Genomic DNA, 16339 nt, shown 5'->3' with positions numbered 1-16339 from the left:
CCAGGGGCGGCTCGCCCGGCACCAGGTCCGGAGCAGGTCCCGCGGGCTCCCGGTCGGGGCGCGCCCCCCGCCGGCCGGCCCGGTCGGGGCGTGGCCGGCGAGCGGACCGCCCAGCGCCGCCCCGGTCGGGTCGGCCGCCCAGCGGTGCGCCAGGGTGAGCAGGGCCAACCGCGCCCGGGAACCGGCCCGGTCGACCGCCGCCGGCACGGCGCCGAGGCGTCGGCTGTGCGCCGCGGCCTCGGCGAGCAGCTCGCCCGGCACCCCGAGGACCACGGCGAGCCAGCCCAGCCAGAAGTCGCCGGGCAGCCGGCGCTGCCGTTCCCACCGGGAGACCTCGTGTCTCGTCAGGGTCGACACGCCGGACGCGGCGCAGAGCTCGGCGGCGATCCGCTGCTGGCTCCAGCCGCGCGCTGACCGCAGCTCGGCCAGGAGCGGCCCGAACAGGCGCGGGCCGGGTGGCGGGATGGGGATCATCGGTCCTCTGGAGGGCATCGGCGCGGTGCGACGCGGACGCCCGGCAGTGCCGGCCCGGCGCGCCGCCGGTCGTGCTGACCCCCGCGCGGGCTCCGGGGGACCGGCCACCGGCCGGCTCCCTCCGCGCCGCCCCTTTTTACTCCCAGGGTGCGACGCTTTGCCCGGCTCCGCTCGCGGGCTGGGAAGACCCTGGGTACGACGGGACGGGCCGGTTACAGTCGGGACGTGGCGCTCGGTCTTCCCTCGGTCCTCCCGAACCCTCAGCCGGCCATCGGGGAGCTGATCCGCGACGGCCAGCCGACCTTCTCGTTCGAGTTCTTCCCGCCCAAGACCCCGCAGGGGGAGCGCCTGCTCTGGCAGGCCATCCGCGAGCTGGAGTCGCTGCGCCCCTCGTTCGTCTCGATCACCTACGGCGCGGGCGGCTCGACCCGGGACACCACGGTCGCGGTGACCGAGCGGATCGCCACCGACACCACCCTGCTGCCGATGGCGCACCTGACCGCGGTGAACCACTCGGTCGCCGAGCTGCGGCACGTCATCGGCCGGCTGGCCTCCGTCGGCGTACGCAACGTGCTGGCCGTGCGGGGCGACCCGCCGGGCAACCCGGGCGGCGAGTGGGTCCGGCACCCGGAGGGCGTGCGGTACGCCGAGGAGCTGGTCCGGCTGGTCCGCGACGCCGGTGACTTCAGCGTCGGGGTGGCCGCCTTCCCGTACAAGCACCCGCGCTCACCCGACGTGGCCAGCGACACGAGGTACTTCGTCCGCAAGTGCCAGGCGGGGGCCGAGTTCGCCATCACCCAGATGTTCTTCGACGCCGACGACTACCTGCGGCTGCGGGACCGGGTGGCGGCTGCCGGCTGCGCCACCCCGATCCTGGCCGGCGTGATGCCGGTGACCCAGCTGGGCACCATCGAGCGGTCCGTCCAGCTCTCCGGCGCGCCGTTCCCGCCGGCCCTGGCGGAGCGGTTCGCGCGGGTGGCCGACGACCCGGAGGCGGTCCGCCGGCTCGGCATCGAGCAGGCCAGCGAGATGTGCGCGAGGCTGCTGGACGAGGGCGTGCCGGGGATCCACTTCATCACCCTCAACCGGTCCACCGCCACCCGTGAGGTTTGGCAGCATCTCCAGGCCGCCGCGCGGGTGTGACCAGCGGGCCCACGCCACCCGCGCCGCCCTTCTACGGTTGATTCCGTGGTGGGCACACAGCTGAACTGGGACCAGTACGCGGCCGCGTGGGCGCGGCTGCACGGCGGGTTCGACCCCCGCGCGGCCGCGCCGGTGGTCCGCGCCTGGCTGCGGTTCTCCTACCACGTGGGCTACATCCTGGGCCGGCTGCGGGTCGGCCCGACTCCGGTGACCGTGGTCGGGGTGCTGCTCTGCGCCGGCGTGCCGCTGCTGGTCGGGAGGCCGGGCGACGGACCGTTCCTCGGCGCACTGCTCGTGCTGCTCGCCGCGGTGGCGGACAGCGTCGACGGCGCGGTCGCGGTGGTCACCAACCGCACCACCCGGCTCGGCTACGTCTACGACTCGGTCGCCGACCGGCTCGGCGAGGCGGCCTGGCTGACCGCGTTCTGGCTGCTCGGTGCGCCGGGCGCGCTGGTCGCCGCGGCCGGCGGCCTGTCCTGGCTGCACGAGTACGTCCGGGCCCGGGCGGTCGCCGCCGGGATGCGGGAGATCGGCGTGGTGACCGTGGGGGAGCGCCCCACCCGGGTGTGCGTGGCCCTGGTCGGGCTGGTGGTCGCCGGGCTCACCGGGTTGCTCGACGCCGACGTGACCGCCGGCACCAGCACCATGGTGACCACGGTCTGGGTGCTGCTGGCCGGCTACGGCCTCGGGCAGCTCCTCTCCGCCGTCCGCCGCGCCCTCATCGACGCCGACCGACCCGCCGAGCAGCCCACCCGGACCCCGGGCCGTTGACCGGGGTCCTCACGCCCAGGCCGGGCCGATCTCGTCGGCGACGATCTGGGCCGACAGGGTGACCATCGGGAGCCCGCCCCCGGGGTGGCTGGACCCGCCGACCAGCCAGAGCCCGTGCGCCGGGCCCCGGTTGGCCGGGCGCAGCAGGGCACCCGCGGTGCCGTAGATCGCCCCGCCCGGCGCGCCGGTGGCCGCGTCCAGGTCGGCCGGCGTACGGATCTCGCGGAACACCAGCCGGTCCCGGACGTCCACGCCCCGCTCGGCGAGCACGTCGAGGATCCGGTCGGCGTACGCCTCGGCCAGCCCGGGGCGCCGCCAGTCGACCGCGCCGGCGGCGGTGCCGTGGCGCGCGGCGTTGACCAGCACGAACCACGCCTCGTGCCCGGCCGGGCGGACGGTGGGATCGGCCGGCACGGTGACGAAGACCGTCGGGTCGAGGGCCGGCCGGGCCCGCACCCCCCGCCCCGGGGCGCCGAAGACCGCGTCGAACTCGGCGTCGTGGTCGCGGGGGAAGAAGACGGTGTGGTGCGCCAGCCCGGAGTCGCCGCGTACGCCGAGCAGCAGGACGAAGCCGGCCAGGCTGCGGTCGGTGAGCCCGGCCAGCCGGCGCGGGGTGGGCAGCAGGTCCCGGTAGAGGGTGAGCGCGTCCACGTTGGCCACCACCACGTCGGCGGGGACTCCGGCGGTGCCGCCGGCGAGGCGTACGCCGTGCACCCGGCCACCGGCCGCGTCGATCCGGGTGACCGCGGTCCCGGTCCGCACCACCACCCCTAGGTCCAGGCAGCGCGACAGCAGCGCGTCGGCGAGGCTGCCCAGCCCCCCGCGCAGGTACCAGCCGCCGTACGCCAGCTCGGCGTAGGGGACGGCGACCAGCGCGGCCGGGGCGCGGCGCGGGTCGGCGCCGGTGTAGGTGGCGTAGCGGTCGAGCAGCATCCGCAGCCGCGGGTCGGACAGGTGGCGGCGGCCGATGCCGCGTAGGGAGCGGCCGGGGCCGATCGCGGCCAGGTCGCCGAGCCGCCAGGCCAGCGCGGCCAGGTCCCGGGGGGAGTCGACGGTGCGGCGCAGGACGTCCCGGTGCGATGCCGCCCAGACCCGGGTGGCCCGCCGCCAGAGCCGCTGCCAGTCCGCGGCGGCTCGGTCCCCGAACGCCGCGCCGATCCGGGCGGCGAACTCGGCCGGGTTGGCGCACGAGTCCAGGGTGGGCCCGCCGCCGGGGAAGACGTGCCGGACGATCGGGTCCAGCGGCACCAGGTCCAGGTACTCGTCGAGCTTCGCGCCGGTCGCCTCGAACAGGTCGTGGAAGACCTGCGGCAGGGTGACCAGGCTCGGCCCGGTGTCGAAGCGGTACGACCCCTCGGGGGTGTCGTGGACGTACCGGCCGAGCTTGCCGCCGACCGTCTCGGCGCGCTCGAAGACGGTGACCTCGTGCCCGGTGACCGCCAGCCGAGCGGCGGCGGCCAGCCCACCGACCCCGGCGCCGATGACCACGATCCGCGCCATGCCGCGCCCCCCTAGCCGACCGGGCGACCCCGCCAGGTGAGCCGGCGTCGCTTCCGCAGATGGTACGACCGCAGGGTCAGCCAACCGAGGACCACGACCGACACGGGGTGTGTCAGCGCGTCGGGCCAGGCCCGCCCGCCGGTGGCCCGCGCCGTGACCACCCGTCCGGCGACGCCCAGCAGGTAGGCCAGGAACGCGAGCCCGGCGACCGCCGGCGCGCCGGCCGCCAGCGTGCCCACCGCGATCAGCGGGGGCGCGGTCCAGAGCAGGAGCAGCAGCGCCACCACCAGCAGGGCGGCACCGGGGTGCCCGAAGGAGGCCCAGAGCGACTTGGTGTAGCCGTCGCGCAGCTGCGGCCAGTTCTCGTACATCCGGCAGGCGGCCAGCCGGGAGCCGTCGGCCAGGGCGATCCGCCCGCCCGCGCGCTTCACCGCCCGGGCCAGCTCGATGTCCTCCAGGACCCGGTCGGCGACCGCCGCGTGCCCGCCGGCCCGCAGGTAGCCGGCCCGGTCCACCACCAGGAACTGGCCGCCCGCCGCGGCCAGCGACGGCCGCGGCGAGCGCTCCATCGCGCGCAGCGGCAGGAAGGTCAGCCACAACCACTGCAGCAGCGGCTGCACCAGCCGGTCGGCCGCCGTCCGCACCACGATCCGGGGGTACGCCGACAGCAGCGCCGCGTCCGCCGCGCGCAGCTCGGTCACCGCCGCCGCCACCGCGTACGGGGTGAGCACCACGTCGGCGTCGACGAAGGCCAGCACGGCCGGGGCCGGTCCGGTCCGGGTGGCGAGCTGCCAGCAGGCGTGCGGCTTGCCCAGCCAGCCCGGCGGCGGGGCGGCCCCGCTGAGCAGGGTGAGCCGCGGGTCGTTGCCGGCCATCGCGCGGACCACGTCGGCGGTGCCGTCGGTGGAGTTGTCGTCGAGCACCACGATGCGCAGGTCGGGCACCCCGCGCTGGGCGAGCAGCGCGCGCAGGCACGGCGCCACCCGGTCGGCCTCGTCGCGCAGCGGCAGCAGCACCGCCACCGCCTCGGTCACCTCGACCGGGCCGGCGGCGGGGCGGCGCAGCCAGCGGGTGGCGTTGACCCAGGTGTGCGCGGTGAGCGCGGCGACCGCGACGGCCAGGGCGACGACGGCGGTCATGCCGGCGTGTCGACGCCGGGGCGGGCCGCCACGTCCACCTCCCGGCGCTCGGGGACGCGACGGCGGGCCCGCAGCAGCGCCACCGCCAGCGGTACGGCGGCCACCCCCATGCCGGCCGCGCCCCAGACCGCCGAGGCCGGCAGGTGGAGGAAGACCGCGTGCGCCAGCACGCTGGCGGCGTACGTCCACAGGTAGAGCGCGAACATCGGCGCGTCCCGCCCGTCGGTGCGGTCGACGGCCGGCCCGGCGAGCGGCCGCAGCGCTGCCGCCAGCAGCAGGGCGAAGAGCAGCCAGCCGAGGTAGTTGCTGGCCGGGACGTCGGGCAGGCCGGGCAGGGCGGGGCCGCGGTCTCGCCAGACCCAGTAGCCCTCGGCCACCATCTGCGGGTCGAGGAAGAGGTCCCAGGCGGCCAGGCCGACCGCGGCCAGCACGATCCGGCAGGCGCGGCGGAAGCGCGCCCCGCCCGCGGTGGCCGGCCGGGTCAGCCGGACTGCGGTGAGCCAGGCGGGCCAGGCCATCCAGGTCCAGGCCAGCGGGATGATCAGCGGCACCCCGGCCAGCTTCGGGCCCAGCTCGCCGGAGTAGTCGTAGCTGCCGAACGGGAAGCCGGTGGCCACCCCGAGCGCCTCCACGGCGAACCCGCCGCCGGTGGCCACCGCGACCAGCGCGCCCGCGGTACGCGTACCGCTGGTGAGCAGGGCGTGCCCGACGGAGAGCAGGTATCCGAGCACGACGGTGGCCACGGTCAGCCCGGCCCGGGTGGCGCCGGCGGTGAGCGGGTAGCCGACCTGGGCGAGAACCAGGCCGGCCAGCAGCGCCCAGGGCAGCCGGCGCCGGATCACGGCGTGGCCGGGGCGGGGGCGCTGCCGGGGCCGGGCGGGGCCAGCGGCAGGTCCCGGCCGAGCACGCCGAACGGTCGCTCGTCCCCGGGGAAGTGGAAGTTGCGCAGGATGTCGACGAAGCCGAACCGCCGGTACAGCCGCCAGGCCCGGGACTTCTGCTCGTCGGCCTCCGGCGTGGACAGCAGGGTGGTCGTCCCCTCCGCCATGGTGAGCAGGGCGCGCAGTTGGCCGGCGCCGAGGCCGTGCCCCTGCGCGGGCGGGCGGACGTGCAGCTCGACCACCTCGAAGCAGTGGGTCAGCCAGCGCCGCCGCGCCTCGGTGTCCAGCGCCCGGTGCACCTGGTCGTGCCACCACTGGCCGGCGGCGCCGAGGTAGCCGTACCCGAAGCCGGCCAGGTGCCCCTCGCTGGTGAGGCTGGCGACGGCGCGGAAGCCGGGGCGGCGGACGTGGGTGGCGATGTAGCCGCGCCGGGCCTCCAGCAGGTCGGCGCGGTAGCCCATCGCCTCGCCGTAGACGGCCACCACGTCGTCCAGCCGCCGGACCAGATCGTCCGGCGTCCACCGCACCAACCTCATGCGTGTCCTCTCGCCGTTTCCGGGTCGCCCTCGGCGACCCACCCCAGCACCGCCCGGTCGCCGACCACGTCGTCGACGGCGAATCGGGCGAACAGTTCCTCCGCGTACCAGCCTTCGACAGGGGTACGCGTGATCGCGGCGCGATGCTCGGGCTGACGGTACGCGAACGCGACCAGGTCCGCCGGGGCGCGCCACACACTCACGGTGCCCTGCCAGCCCAGCGGGGCCTCGCCGACGCCGAACCGGGCGAGCAGCCCGGGCGCGGCGTGCAGGGCGGCGGCTACCGGCGGGACCGCCCGCCAGAAGGTGACCGCGCGGCGGGCCCGCAGCCGGGCCCGGGTCAACGCCAGCACCGGCCCGGTGACCGGGCCCCCGGACGGCTCGCCGAACGGCCGGCGGCCGGACCACGCGCCCCGGCTGGTCAACGGGCGCAGCTCCAGGCGGACCGAGGAGCGGGCGATCCGGGCCCAGGACCGGCCGACCGGGGAGGCGTCGAAGCCGGCCGCCGCGGCCGGGGAATCCCAGGCCACCAGCGCGGCCCACCGGGTCGGGTCGGCGTCGCCGGGGCCGAAGCTGGTGCCGGTCCCGGTGCCGAGCAGCTTGGCGAACCGGACGCCGGGGGCCCGGCGCAGTCGCGGCGGGTGGACGGCCATCCGGAGCAGCGCGCCGGGCACCGCGACCGGGTGGATCCGCCACACGTGCAGCGTGACCAGTCCCGGCGGGCTCACGCCACCGCCCCGCTTCGCCCCGCGGCGGCGCGAGCCGCCTCGCTGCTGAGCTTGATGGTTCGCTCGCTCACGCCACTTCGGCGGGGGCGCCGGAGGTGATCCGCAGCAGCTCCGCGTACGTGGTGGGGAAGACCGCCTGCGGCACGCCGCCGGCCGCCCACACCTCGTCGTACGCCCGCAGGGCGGTGTCGACCACGGTGCGCAGCGGCCGGGGGTGGCCGACCGGGGCGACCCCGCCGATCACCTGACCGGTGTGCCGCTTGACGAACTCCGGGGTGGCCCGGCGCAGCCGGGTGAGCCCGAGGGACGCGGCCAGCCCGGCGGTGTCCACCCGGTGCGCGCCCGAGGTGAGCACCAGCAGCGGCGCGTCGTCCGCGTCGAAGACGAGCGAGTTGGCGATGGCGCCGACGCCGACGCCGAGCGCCTCGGCGGCCGCCGAGGCGGTGTGCACCGCCTCGGGCAGCAGGCGGACCTGGCTCGGCCCGCCGGAGCCGTCGCGGGCGTCCGCGTCGTCGAGCGTCCGCTGCACCGCCTGCACGTTCGGGTGTACCGCCGGCACGTTCGGGTGTGGCTGCATGCCGCTCATTCTCCCTGCCTCACCCCGTCCGGCCCGTCCCGCCCCGCCCCGGTGCGTCGATCATGATGTTGTCGCCCTCGTCCCCGGGCGTGTCGCGGCAACAACTTCATGGTCAACGGGTGGCGGCGCGGGCGGCGATCAGCGCCTCGATGCCGTCGAGGATGCGGGCGAGGCCGAAGTCGAGCGCCTGGTCGCCGGCGGCCTCGGCGGCGGCCGAGCGCAGCGCGGCGTCGAGCGCCGGGAAGCGTTCCTCCCGGCCCCGCAGCAGCGTGGCGAACCCGGCCTCCCGAGGCTGTCTGGGCGTCTCGGCGGTCGCCGTCGCGTGCTGGGCCAGGTTGCGGGCGTGTCCGACCAGGAGCACCGCGACGTCGAGCTGTTCGCCGCCGGTCAGCCCGGTGCCGGTCAGTGCGGCGACGACCCGCTCCAACCAGGCCAGCTCGTTGGGGCCGGGCAGCCGGGGGCCGACCGTCGCCGCGTTGGCCCACGGATGGCGGCGGAACCGATCGAACAACTGCCGGGCCCAGTCGTCGAGCTGCCCGCGCCAGTCCGCGCCCGTCCGGGGCGGGGGCGGCTCGCCCATCGCCGTCTCCAGCATGAGGGCGACCAGCTCCGCCTTGCCGGGCACGTACCGGTAGAGGGCCATCTTGGTGACGTCCAGCGACTCGGCGACCCGCTGCATGGTCAGCCCGTCGAGCCCGTCAGCGTCGGCGATGGCGATGCCGGACCGGGCGATCGCGTCGAGGGTCAGCGTGGGCCGGGGGCCCCGGCGAGGCCCGCTGGGCGTGCCCCACAGCAGCTCGTAGAGCCGTCGGTTGTCGGTGCCACCGGTCTCCACGCGCACCTCACACTTGTCCACGGATCGAAACTGTGTCTACAGTACTCTGTATCTGACGGACACAGTTTAGATCCCAAGGGGGAAGACATGTCCTCTTCACTGCGCGGCTTCCGGGTGCTCGTCTCCGGCGCCGGGGTGGCCGGCCCGGCGGTGGCCTGGTGGCTGGCCCGGCACGGGGCCGAGGTCATCGTCGTCGAGGCCGCCCCGGCGCTGCGGACCAGCGGCTTCGCGGTCGACTTCCGCGGGCCGACCCACCTCGGCGTGCTCGCCGCCATGGGGGTGCTCGACGAGCTGCGCGCGGTGCAGACCCACGCCGGCGCGATGAGCCGGGTGGACGAGCACGACCGGGAGATCTTCCGGCTGCCGGCCGAGTTCGCCGGCGGCGAGCTGGAGGTCCGCCGCCGGGACCTGTCCCGGATCCTGTACGAGCGCGGCGCCGACCGGGTCGAGTACCTGTTCGGCGACCAGATCACCGCGCTCACCGACACCGGCGACGGGGTGCACGTCGACCTCGCCCGGGGTGCCTCCCGCACGGTCGACCTGGTGGTCGGCGCGGACGGCATGCATTCCGGGGTGCGCCGGCTGACCCTCGGCCCGGAGTCGGCGTACGTCACCCACCTCGGCTACCACCTGGCCGGCTGGGACCTGCCGAACGACCTGGGGGCGGACGCCGTCCCCCGGCAGTACAACGTGCCCGGCCGGATGGCCAGCGTCTCCGCCGATCCGCGCGACCCCGACCGGGCCACCGCCCTGGCCGTCTTCGCCGGGCCCCGGCAGGACCACGACCGGCTCGACCCCGACCGGCAGAAGGCGCTGATCGCCGACGCCTTCGCCGGGCTGGGCTGGCACGTGCCCCGGCTGCTGGCCGGCCTGCGCGCCGCGCCGGAGCTCTACTTCGACGCGATCGCCCGGGTCCGCGTGCCCCACTGGCACACCGGCCGGACCGTGCTGCTCGGCGACGCGGCGTGGGGGGTCACCCTCGGCGGGATGGGGGTCGGCACCGGCCTCGTCGGGGCGTACGTGCTCGCCGGCGAGCTGGCCCTGGCCGGCGGCGACCACCGGGTCGCGCTCCCGGCGTACGAGCGGCGGATGCGGGGGTACGCGTCCCGCTGGCAGCGCGGCGCCAACCCCGGCCACTTCCTGGCCCCGGCCAGCGGCTGGGGGCTGTGGCTGCGCGACCGGCTGCTGGCCGCCCGCCCGGTCCAGTCGATGCTGGTGCGCAGCACCGGGTCGCTGGCCACCGAGGCCGACCTGCCCGACTACGCGGCGCGGGTCTGAACGGCTGGTCGGGAGCCGGGCCAGTTCGAGGTGGCCCGGACCCGGCCGGTGGTGTCCACCAGCAGGGCCGCGTAGCCGTCCAGGGTGGCCAGCCAGTCGAGTGCGTCCGCGCCCCGGGCGGCGGCCGCGGTGGCGTACACGTCGGCCCAGAGCAGCTCGGGGCCGACCACGGTGACCGACCGGACGGCCTCGGCGGGCCGGCCGGCGCGCGGGTCCAGGATGTGCGCGCCGCGCCGCGCGGTGCCCGAGGTGGCGACGGCGCCGCCCGCCCGCTCGACCACGTCGAGCATCCGCTCGGGGTGGTCGGGGTCCTCCACCCCGACCCGCCAGGCCGGCCGGCCCGGCGCGGTACGCAGCAGCACGTCCCCGCCGGCGTTGAGGCAGAGGTCGTGCTCGGGCAGATCGGCGAGGTGCCGGGCGGCGCGCTCCACCGCCCATCCCTTGACCAGCCCGGACGGGTCGAAGCCGGTGCCGCCGCCGGGCAGCGGCAGGCGCCGGGCGTCGAACCACCCGCCGGTGCGGGCGCGGGCCAGCTCGCAGAGCTCCACCACCTCGCGCACCACCGGCTCGGCGGTGGCCGGGTCGGGCAGCGCGCCGCCGAGCCGGCCCAGCACGCTCTCCGGCCGGTACGTGCTGAACACCGCGTCCACCTCACCCAGCTCGGCGAAGACCCGCTCTACCCGGGCCGCCACCGCGTCGGTGTGCACCTCCGGTCCGCGCAGGTGCACGCTCACCGGCAGCCCCATCACCTGCACCACCCAGGCCCGCCGGTCCAGTTCCATCGTCAGGTTCATCGTCGCCACCCCGTTCACTTCAGGTGCGCCGCGTCGATCGCGGACTGGAGGGACTCGCGGTAGCCGTCGCTGGTGACGGTGGCCCCGGAGACGGTGTCGATCCGGGCGCTCTGCGTGGCCAGGGCCTCCTGCCGCAGGACCGGCACCGCGTAGTCGTTGATCTCCTGGTCCCGGCGGTTGCCGTCCGGCACCCGCACCGTCGTGACGTCGGTGATCTTCCCGCCGGAGACGGTGATCCGGACCTGCACCGGCCCCCACCGGGTCTGCGCCACCGACCCGGTGACCGTGCCGCTGCCGCCGGACGTGCTGTCGCTGCCGCCCGACGGATCGCCGCTCGACGAACCGGATCCGGTGGAGCCGTCGTCCGTGCCGGTCCAGGAACTGCCGGCCGAGCCGTCGGAGCCGGAGGCGATCGCGCTGTTCCCCCCGCCGGCGCCCATGGTGCTGGTCTTGTAGCTGAACAGCAGGACCAGCGCGACCACGGTGGAGAGCAGCCAGAGGGTGATCCGTCGCACGGATCCTCCTTTCGTGCCTGTCACCAGGCGAACCGTTCGTGATGGGTGTGCGCGTCGGGAACCCCCGCCGCGCGGGTCGCGGCGCGGGCGGCGTCGACCCAGCCGTCCGGTCCGCAGAGGAAGACGTCGTGACCGGAGATGCCGGGGGAGAGCCGGCGCAGCGCCTCCGCGTCGGACAGCCCCTCGGCGTACGCGGGCAGCCACGCCGGGCGGGCCGCCCGCGGGCCGACCAGATGGTGCACCACCAGCCCACGCTCGGTGGCGAGCTGGTCCAGCTCGGCCCGGAAGGCCAGGTCCGCCGGGGTGCGCGCGCGGTAGAGCAGCACCGCCTCGCCGGGGGCGTACGGCAGCTCCCAGAGCAGTGCCAGCAGCGGGGTGATCCCGACCCCGCAGGCGAGCATGGTGATCCCGCCGCCGCGCCAGTGCTCCCCGGTCAGCCGCCCGTACGGCCCCTCGACCAGCACCTTCGTGCCGGGGCGCAGGGTGGCCACCCGGGCGCTGTCGTCGCCGAGGTCCTTGACGGTGATCCGCATCAGGTCCCCGTTCGGCGGCGCCGACAGCGAGTACGGGTGCGCCCGGGACCAGCCGGGGCCGTCCAGGAACCGCCAGCGGAGGAACTGGCCGGCCCGGGCGGGCAGCCGGTGCAGGTCGCGCCCGCGCAGCCAGACCGAGGTGACCCCGGGCGCCTCGGGCACCACCGCGGCCACCTCGATCCGGTGCCGCAGCGACCGCCAGGCGGGCAGCCCGAGCCGGTAGACCAGCACGCTGGCCAGCGCCAGCAGGTTGACCGTCCACCAGTAGGCGCGGGCCGCCGCCGAGCCGACGAAGTCGGCGCCGGTCCAGAGCTGATGCGGCAGCGCCAGCGCGACGCCGAGGTACGCGTACAGGTGCAGCAGGTGCCAGGACTCGTAGCGCAGCCGGCGCCGGGCCGCGCGGATCGAGGTCACCACCACCAGCACCAGCAGGGCCAGCGCCGCGGTGGCCAGCAGCATCCCGGGGTACGTGACGACCAGGTCCCAGGTCTCGGCCAGCACGCCCTGCCGGGCGGTGCCGGCGTACCCGAGGATGGTCAGCACCACGTGGGCGAGCAGCAGGTGGAACGAGGTGAAGCCGGCGAGCCGGTGCCAGCGGGCGATCCGGTCCTGGCCGAAGCGCCGCTCGATCAGCGGCACCCGGGCCATCAGCACCACCTGGATGAGCATCAGGTCGGCGCTGACCAGACCGGCGAGCCGGCCGAGCGAGGTGAGGCCGGTCGCGAGGCCGCCCAGCAGCTCCTGCACCCCGCGGTCGGCGGTCCAGAGGGCGGTGACGACCAGCAGGCTGAGCACCGCGGCCGTGCCGGCGACGTCGGCCCACCAGGCGGGGACCGCCGGCAGGGTACGGCGCCCGGTCCGCCGGTCGGCGACGGCGGCGGTCACCGGCGGGTTTCTTCGGTTCGGCTCACGTTCATGAAGCCCACTCTGGGCCGGGGAACTCGACGCGCCCTTTGCCGAAGCTGTGGGCCGGCTGAGAATCCGGCTCACCTCTCGCGTGTCCCGGGCGACGCGCCGGGCCGGGGGTGATCGGCACGCCCGGGCGCGTCACACGTTGCATTTTCGTCGGAGGGGAGGTGTACTGTCAGGGCAGTTAGAACGAGTGTTCGATTCGGTCGTACGTTCGTTCCAACGCCCGGGAGGGGTGTTTCGCGGCGCCGGCTCCCGAGGAGGTGCGGTTCCGCGGACCGCACCGGGCTCCGGACAGTCGCGAGTCCGGACCCGTCAGGCAGGATCGTCGCCCGCCGCCCACGACCCCCGGGCGGCGGGCGACGGACCCGCCGGTACGCCGGCCGGGTGTGGTGTGGGGAAGCATCCACACCCGGCCGGCCCCCCACCTGGTGCGTCTTCCTCCGCACCGCCCGCTCCGGGCGTCCCGCCGACGGATCCGATCCGTCACGCGGCCGCCCGCCCCGGCCCACGCGGAGGAGAGACCATGCCGACCAGTCCGGCCCAGGCCCCGACGGTGCCCGCGCACGTGCTGCCGCACCGCACCCCCGCCCAGTTGCTCGCGGTGGCCCGCCACGGGCTGGCCGAGGCCGCCCGGACCCGCCCCGACGGCCTCCGGTACGCCGCCGCCCACCTCGCGGCGCTGCGCGCCGCCGCCGCGCTGCTCGCCGCCCGCGCCCGCCCCGCGCCCGGCCGGCGCAACCGGATCACCAGCGTCTGGGTCCTGCTCTCCACCGTCGCCCCCGAGCTCGACGAGTGGGCCGGCTACTTCGCCGCCGGGGCGAGCAAGCGGGCCGCCGCCGAGGCCGGCATCCCCCGGGTGGTCAGCGCCCGGGAGGCCGACGACCTGCTCCGCGCCGCCGAGGAGTTCGTGGCCGTGGTGGAGACCGCGCTCGGCCGGCAACCGGCGCTCGACGGTCTGCAGCGGCCGCTCCGGCTCGGCGTGTCCGACGCCACGCCGCGACCTGGAGCAGCCGCCGCCTGACCCGGCGACGTCCGGCCACTCGGCGGGGAGGCGGGTGGCCGGACGTCGCCGTGCCCGGTCCGGCGGCGTCCGCCGCACATGGAGATCCAGCAGCACCACCACGGGGCGTACCCGTGGGCGACACACGACAGGGGGTAGGTCGGATGGCGGGCCGCATGGTGGTCGGTTCCGCCGCGCTGGCCGAGTTGGTGCGCCCGGCGAGCGCGCCCGACCCGGCGAGCGGCCACCGGGTGCTGCCCGTCCGGCCCGAGCTGACCGGGCTGCTGCCCAACCGCGGGCTGCGGCGCGGCAGCACCATCGCGGTCGGCGTCGGGCAGCCCCGGCGCAGCGGCGGGACGTCGCTGATCCTCGCCCTGCTCGCCGAGGCGTCCCGGGCCGGCTCCTGGTGCGCCGTGGTCGGCGTGCCCACCTTCGGGGCCGGCGCGGCGGCCGAGGCCGGGATCGCCCTGGACCGGCTCGCCCTGGTGCCGCACCCCGGGCCCGAGTGGCCCACCGTGGTCGCCGCGCTCATCGACGGGGTCGACGTGGTGGTCACCGCCGTGCCGGCCACGGTCTCCGCCTCCGTCGCCAACCGGCTGGCCGCCCGGGCCCGGCAACGCGGCAGCGTGCTCGTCCCGTACGGCCGGTGGGACGGCGCGGACGTCACGCTCCAGGTGGTCCGCGGGGTCTGGGAGGGGCTCGGCCCGGGCCGGGGGCGGCTGCGCCGCCGGGAGGTGACCGTCTCGGCCCGGGGGCGGGGCGCGGCCGCCCGCCCCAAGGAGATCAAGGTCTGGCTGCCCGGCGACGAGCTGACCCGGGTCATCCCCCGGGCGACCGGTGCCGCCGCCCGCACCACCTCGCCCCGGCTCCGGGTGGTGGCGCCGCCCGCCCCGGCTGCCCTCACCGCGGTCGGGTCGGCATGAGCGAGCGAACCATCAGGCACAGCTCAGGGGAGCCTCCTGCGGCCGCCGAGCGGAGCGAGGTGGCCGCATGACCGGGGCGCCGGTGCGGACCCTGCTGCTCTGGTGCCCGGACTGGCCGGTCCTCGCCGCCGAGATCGTCGACGGGGTGCCCGCCACCGACGCGGTCGCGGTGCTGCACGCCAACCGGGTGGTCGCCTGCTCCGAGCGGGCCCGCGCCGAGGGCGTACGCCGGGGGCTGCGCAAGCGGGAGGCGCAGGGGCGCTGCCCGCAGCTCACCGTCGTTGACCATGATCCCGGCCGGGACGCCCGGGCGTTCGAGCCGGTGGTGGCCGCCGTCGAGGAGGTGGCCGCCGGGGTCGAGGTGATCCGCCCCGGCGCCTGCGCGCTGGCCGCGCGGGGGCCGAGCCGCTACCTCGGCGGGGAGGAGGCGGCGGCCGAGCGGATCGTCGAGCACGTCGCCCAGACCTGCGCGGTGGAGAGCCAGGTCGGTGTCGCCGACGGGGTCTTCGCCGCCGGGCTGGCCGCCCGGGACGGGCGCATCGTGCCGCCCGGCGGGACCGCGGAGTTCCTGGCCGCCCTGCCCGTCGAGGCGCTCGGCCGGCCGGCCCTGACCGACCTGCTGCGCCGGCTGGGGGTGCGTACCCTCGGGGACTTCGCCGCGCTGCCCGCCGGTGACGTGCTGGCCCGGTTCGGCTTCGACGGGGCGCTGGCCCACCGGCTCGCCGCCGGCCGGGACCACCGGCCGCTCGCGGTCCGGCAGCCGCCGGCCGACCTGACCGTCACCGCCGAGTACGACGAGCCGATCGACCGGGTCGACGCCGCGGCGTTCGCCGCCCGGACGCTGGCCGAGCAGCTGCACGAGCGGCTCGCCGCGTACGGGCTGGCCTGCACCCGGCTCGGCATCGAGGCGGTCACCGCGCACGGCCAGGAGCTGCACCGGGTCTGGCGGCACGACGGCCTGCTCACCGCCGCGGCCATCGCCGACCGGGTGCGCTGGCAGTTGGACGGCTGGCTCTCCGGCAGCAACGGCCGGGGCGGGGCCCGCCCGGCCCGCCCCACCGCCGGCATCATCCGGCTGCGGCTGGTGCCGGACGGGGTGCTCGCCCAGGCCGGCCTGCAACCCGGGCTGTGGGGGGAGACCGGCGAGGAGCGGGAGCGGGCGCACCGCGCGCTGAGCCGGGTGCAGGGCATCCTCGGCCCCGAGGCGGTGGTCACCCCGGTGCTCGGCGGCGGACGCTCCCCGGCCGACCAGGTACGCCTGGTCCCGTGGGGCGACGAACGACTGCCCGCCCGCCCCGGCCCACCGCCCCTGCCCGCCGGCCCCGCGGGCGGGCCGCCGCTGCCGGCCGGGACGGCCGATGCTTCCGCCCGATCGCCCGGCGGCGAGCCGCGCCCGGGTGCGGCGGGTCCGTCGGGTACCTCCACCCGATCCGGGGTGGCGCGGTCGGGTGGGGCGCCGGTCCCGCCCTGGCCGGGGCGGCTTCCGCCGCCCGCGCCGGCCGTGGTGCTGCCGACCCCGCTCCTCGCCACCGTGCACGACGCCGCGGGTGAGCCCGTCGTGGTCAGTGCCCGGTTGGCGGTGAGCGCCCCGCCCGCGCGACTGGTCGTCGGCACCGGCCGGCCGGCCGAGATCGTCGGCTGGGCCGGCCCGTGGCCGGTGGACGAGCGCTGGTGGGCGCCGGCCGAGGCCCGGCGCCGGGCCCGGTTCCAGGTCTGCCTGGCCGACGGCACCGCCCTGCTGCTCGCGGTCGAGGGCGGCCAGTGGCTGGTGGAGGCGATCTATGACTGAGCGCCGAGCGG

General features: G+C 77.1%; 17 protein-coding genes. 6 read left to right on the top strand and 11 right to left on the bottom strand.

What is annotated here, in order from left to right:
- A partial coding sequence (locus A6A27_RS08195) for a helix-turn-helix domain-containing protein (RefSeq protein WP_241825146.1) occupies nt 1–474 on the bottom strand: 474 nt, incomplete at its 3' end.
- 225 nt (nt 475–699) lie between these two features.
- Between A6A27_RS08195 and metF the strand changes: the two genes are divergently transcribed.
- Together metF and A6A27_RS08185 are read left to right on the top strand one after the other, a co-directional pair.
- A complete protein-coding gene (metF, locus tag A6A27_RS08190; RefSeq protein ID WP_073833935.1) occupies nt 700–1617 on the top strand; it encodes a methylenetetrahydrofolate reductase [NAD(P)H] in 918 nt (305 codons plus the stop codon).
- 45 nt (nt 1618–1662) lie between these two features.
- The gene (locus A6A27_RS08185) at nt 1663–2388 is read left to right on the top strand and encodes a CDP-alcohol phosphatidyltransferase family protein (protein ID WP_073833934.1); all 726 of its coding nucleotides are present in this window, start codon (nt 1663–1665) and stop codon (nt 2386–2388) included.
- A gap of 9 nt (nt 2389–2397) precedes the next feature.
- Here the strand turns inward: A6A27_RS08185 and A6A27_RS08180 are convergent, their stop codons facing one another.
- From A6A27_RS08180 to A6A27_RS08150, 7 genes are all read right to left on the bottom strand, one after another.
- Nucleotides 2398–3888: a phytoene desaturase family protein gene (locus A6A27_RS08180; RefSeq protein ID WP_073833933.1), complete on the bottom strand. Its 1491-nt coding sequence runs from the start codon at nt 3886–3888 to the stop codon at nt 2398–2400.
- 11 nt (nt 3889–3899) lie between these two features.
- Complete coding sequence (locus tag A6A27_RS08175; RefSeq protein ID WP_073833932.1) at nt 3900–5027, bottom strand: glycosyltransferase; 1128 nt, start codon at nt 5025–5027, stop codon at nt 3900–3902.
- Nucleotides 5024–5866: a carotenoid biosynthesis protein gene (locus tag A6A27_RS08170; protein ID WP_083672490.1), complete on the bottom strand. Its 843-nt coding sequence runs from the start codon at nt 5864–5866 to the stop codon at nt 5024–5026. The genes A6A27_RS08175 and A6A27_RS08170 overlap by 4 nt, the downstream gene beginning before the upstream one ends.
- Nucleotides 5866–6444 carry a GNAT family N-acetyltransferase gene (locus A6A27_RS08165; protein WP_073833930.1) on the bottom strand — a complete coding sequence of 193 codons (579 nt, stop codon included), beginning with the start codon at nt 6442–6444 and terminating at the stop codon, nt 5866–5868. The genes A6A27_RS08170 and A6A27_RS08165 overlap by 1 nt, the downstream gene beginning before the upstream one ends.
- The gene (locus A6A27_RS08160; protein WP_073833929.1) at nt 6441–7172 is read right to left on the bottom strand and encodes a monooxygenase; all 732 of its coding nucleotides are present in this window, start codon (nt 7170–7172) and stop codon (nt 6441–6443) included. Before A6A27_RS08160 ends, A6A27_RS08165 begins: the two co-directional genes overlap by 4 nt.
- A gap of 67 nt (nt 7173–7239) precedes the next feature.
- Nucleotides 7240–7749: a YbaK/EbsC family protein gene (locus A6A27_RS08155; protein ID WP_073833928.1), complete on the bottom strand. Its 510-nt coding sequence runs from the start codon at nt 7747–7749 to the stop codon at nt 7240–7242.
- A gap of 112 nt (nt 7750–7861) precedes the next feature.
- Nucleotides 7862–8605: a TetR/AcrR family transcriptional regulator gene (locus A6A27_RS08150; protein WP_241825145.1), complete on the bottom strand. Its 744-nt coding sequence runs from the start codon at nt 8603–8605 to the stop codon at nt 7862–7864.
- A gap of 66 nt (nt 8606–8671) precedes the next feature.
- Between A6A27_RS08150 and A6A27_RS08145 the strand changes: the two genes are divergently transcribed.
- Nucleotides 8672–9862 (top strand): FAD-dependent monooxygenase, encoded by a 1191-nt coding sequence (locus A6A27_RS08145; protein ID WP_073833926.1) that lies wholly within the window; start codon nt 8672–8674, stop codon nt 9860–9862.
- On the opposite strand, the gene A6A27_RS08140 is transcribed toward A6A27_RS08145, so the two are convergent.
- The 3 genes from A6A27_RS08140 to A6A27_RS08130 are packed head-to-tail and all read right to left on the bottom strand — an operon-like array spanning nt 9844 to nt 12589.
- On the bottom strand, nt 9844–10656 hold the full coding sequence (locus tag A6A27_RS08140) for an FAD:protein FMN transferase (RefSeq protein ID WP_143193932.1): 813 nt from the start codon (nt 10654–10656) through the stop codon (nt 9844–9846). The two genes, A6A27_RS08145 and A6A27_RS08140, sit on opposite strands and share 19 nt — an antisense overlap.
- A gap of 14 nt (nt 10657–10670) precedes the next feature.
- Nucleotides 10671–11171, bottom strand: a complete 501-nt coding sequence (locus A6A27_RS08135) for an FMN-binding protein (RefSeq protein ID WP_073833925.1) — start codon at nt 11169–11171, stop codon at nt 10671–10673.
- Between the two features lie 20 nt (nt 11172–11191).
- Nucleotides 11192–12589 carry a ferredoxin reductase family protein gene (locus tag A6A27_RS08130; protein WP_073833924.1) on the bottom strand — a complete coding sequence of 466 codons (1398 nt, stop codon included), beginning with the start codon at nt 12587–12589 and terminating at the stop codon, nt 11192–11194.
- A 550-nt stretch (nt 12590–13139) separates the two neighbouring features.
- Here A6A27_RS08130 and A6A27_RS08125 point away from each other — a divergent pair.
- The 3 genes from A6A27_RS08125 (at nt 13140) to A6A27_RS08115 (ending at nt 16328) form a co-directional block, all read left to right on the top strand.
- Nucleotides 13140–13637: an SAV_6107 family HEPN domain-containing protein gene (locus tag A6A27_RS08125; protein ID WP_073833923.1), complete on the top strand. Its 498-nt coding sequence runs from the start codon at nt 13140–13142 to the stop codon at nt 13635–13637.
- 143 nt (nt 13638–13780) lie between these two features.
- Complete coding sequence (locus A6A27_RS08120) at nt 13781–14539, top strand: hypothetical protein (RefSeq protein ID WP_073833922.1); 759 nt, start codon at nt 13781–13783, stop codon at nt 14537–14539.
- 67 nt (nt 14540–14606) lie between these two features.
- Nucleotides 14607–16328 carry a DNA polymerase Y family protein gene (locus tag A6A27_RS08115; protein WP_073833921.1) on the top strand — a complete coding sequence of 574 codons (1722 nt, stop codon included), beginning with the start codon at nt 14607–14609 and terminating at the stop codon, nt 16326–16328.
- The last annotated feature ends 11 nt before the right edge of the window (nt 16329–16339 follow it).

This window comes from Micromonospora sp. CB01531, assembly GCF_001905095.1.
Taxonomy (GTDB): domain Bacteria; phylum Actinomycetota; class Actinomycetes; order Mycobacteriales; family Micromonosporaceae; genus Micromonospora.
The sequence above is the reverse complement of the archived record's forward strand: the minus strand, read 5'-3'. Positions and strand labels throughout refer to the sequence as shown.

What these genes read in the sequence shown, in the direction of transcription:
- A6A27_RS08125 (WP_073833923.1), top strand. Translation starts at nt 13,140, where the DNA reads ATGCCGACCAGTCCGGCCCAGGCCCCGACGGTGCCCGCGCACGTGCTG.
- A6A27_RS08180 (WP_073833933.1), bottom strand. Translation starts at nt 3,888, where the DNA reads ATGGCGCGGATCGTGGTCATCGGCGCCGGGGTCGGTGGGCTGGCCGCC.
- A6A27_RS08165 (WP_073833930.1), bottom strand. Translation starts at nt 6,444, where the DNA reads ATGAGGTTGGTGCGGTGGACGCCGGACGATCTGGTCCGGCGGCTGGAC.
- A6A27_RS08175 (WP_073833932.1), bottom strand. Translation starts at nt 5,027, where the DNA reads ATGACCGCCGTCGTCGCCCTGGCCGTCGCGGTCGCCGCGCTCACCGCG.
- A6A27_RS08115 (WP_073833921.1), top strand. Translation starts at nt 14,607, where the DNA reads ATGACCGGGGCGCCGGTGCGGACCCTGCTGCTCTGGTGCCCGGACTGG.
- A6A27_RS08120 (WP_073833922.1), top strand. Translation starts at nt 13,781, where the DNA reads ATGGCGGGCCGCATGGTGGTCGGTTCCGCCGCGCTGGCCGAGTTGGTG.
- A6A27_RS08155 (WP_073833928.1), bottom strand. Translation starts at nt 7,749, where the DNA reads ATGCAGCCACACCCGAACGTGCCGGCGGTACACCCGAACGTGCAGGCG.
- A6A27_RS08145 (WP_073833926.1), top strand. Translation starts at nt 8,672, where the DNA reads ATGTCCTCTTCACTGCGCGGCTTCCGGGTGCTCGTCTCCGGCGCCGGG.
- A6A27_RS08140 (WP_143193932.1), bottom strand. Translation starts at nt 10,656, where the DNA reads ATGAACCTGACGATGGAACTGGACCGGCGGGCCTGGGTGGTGCAGGTG.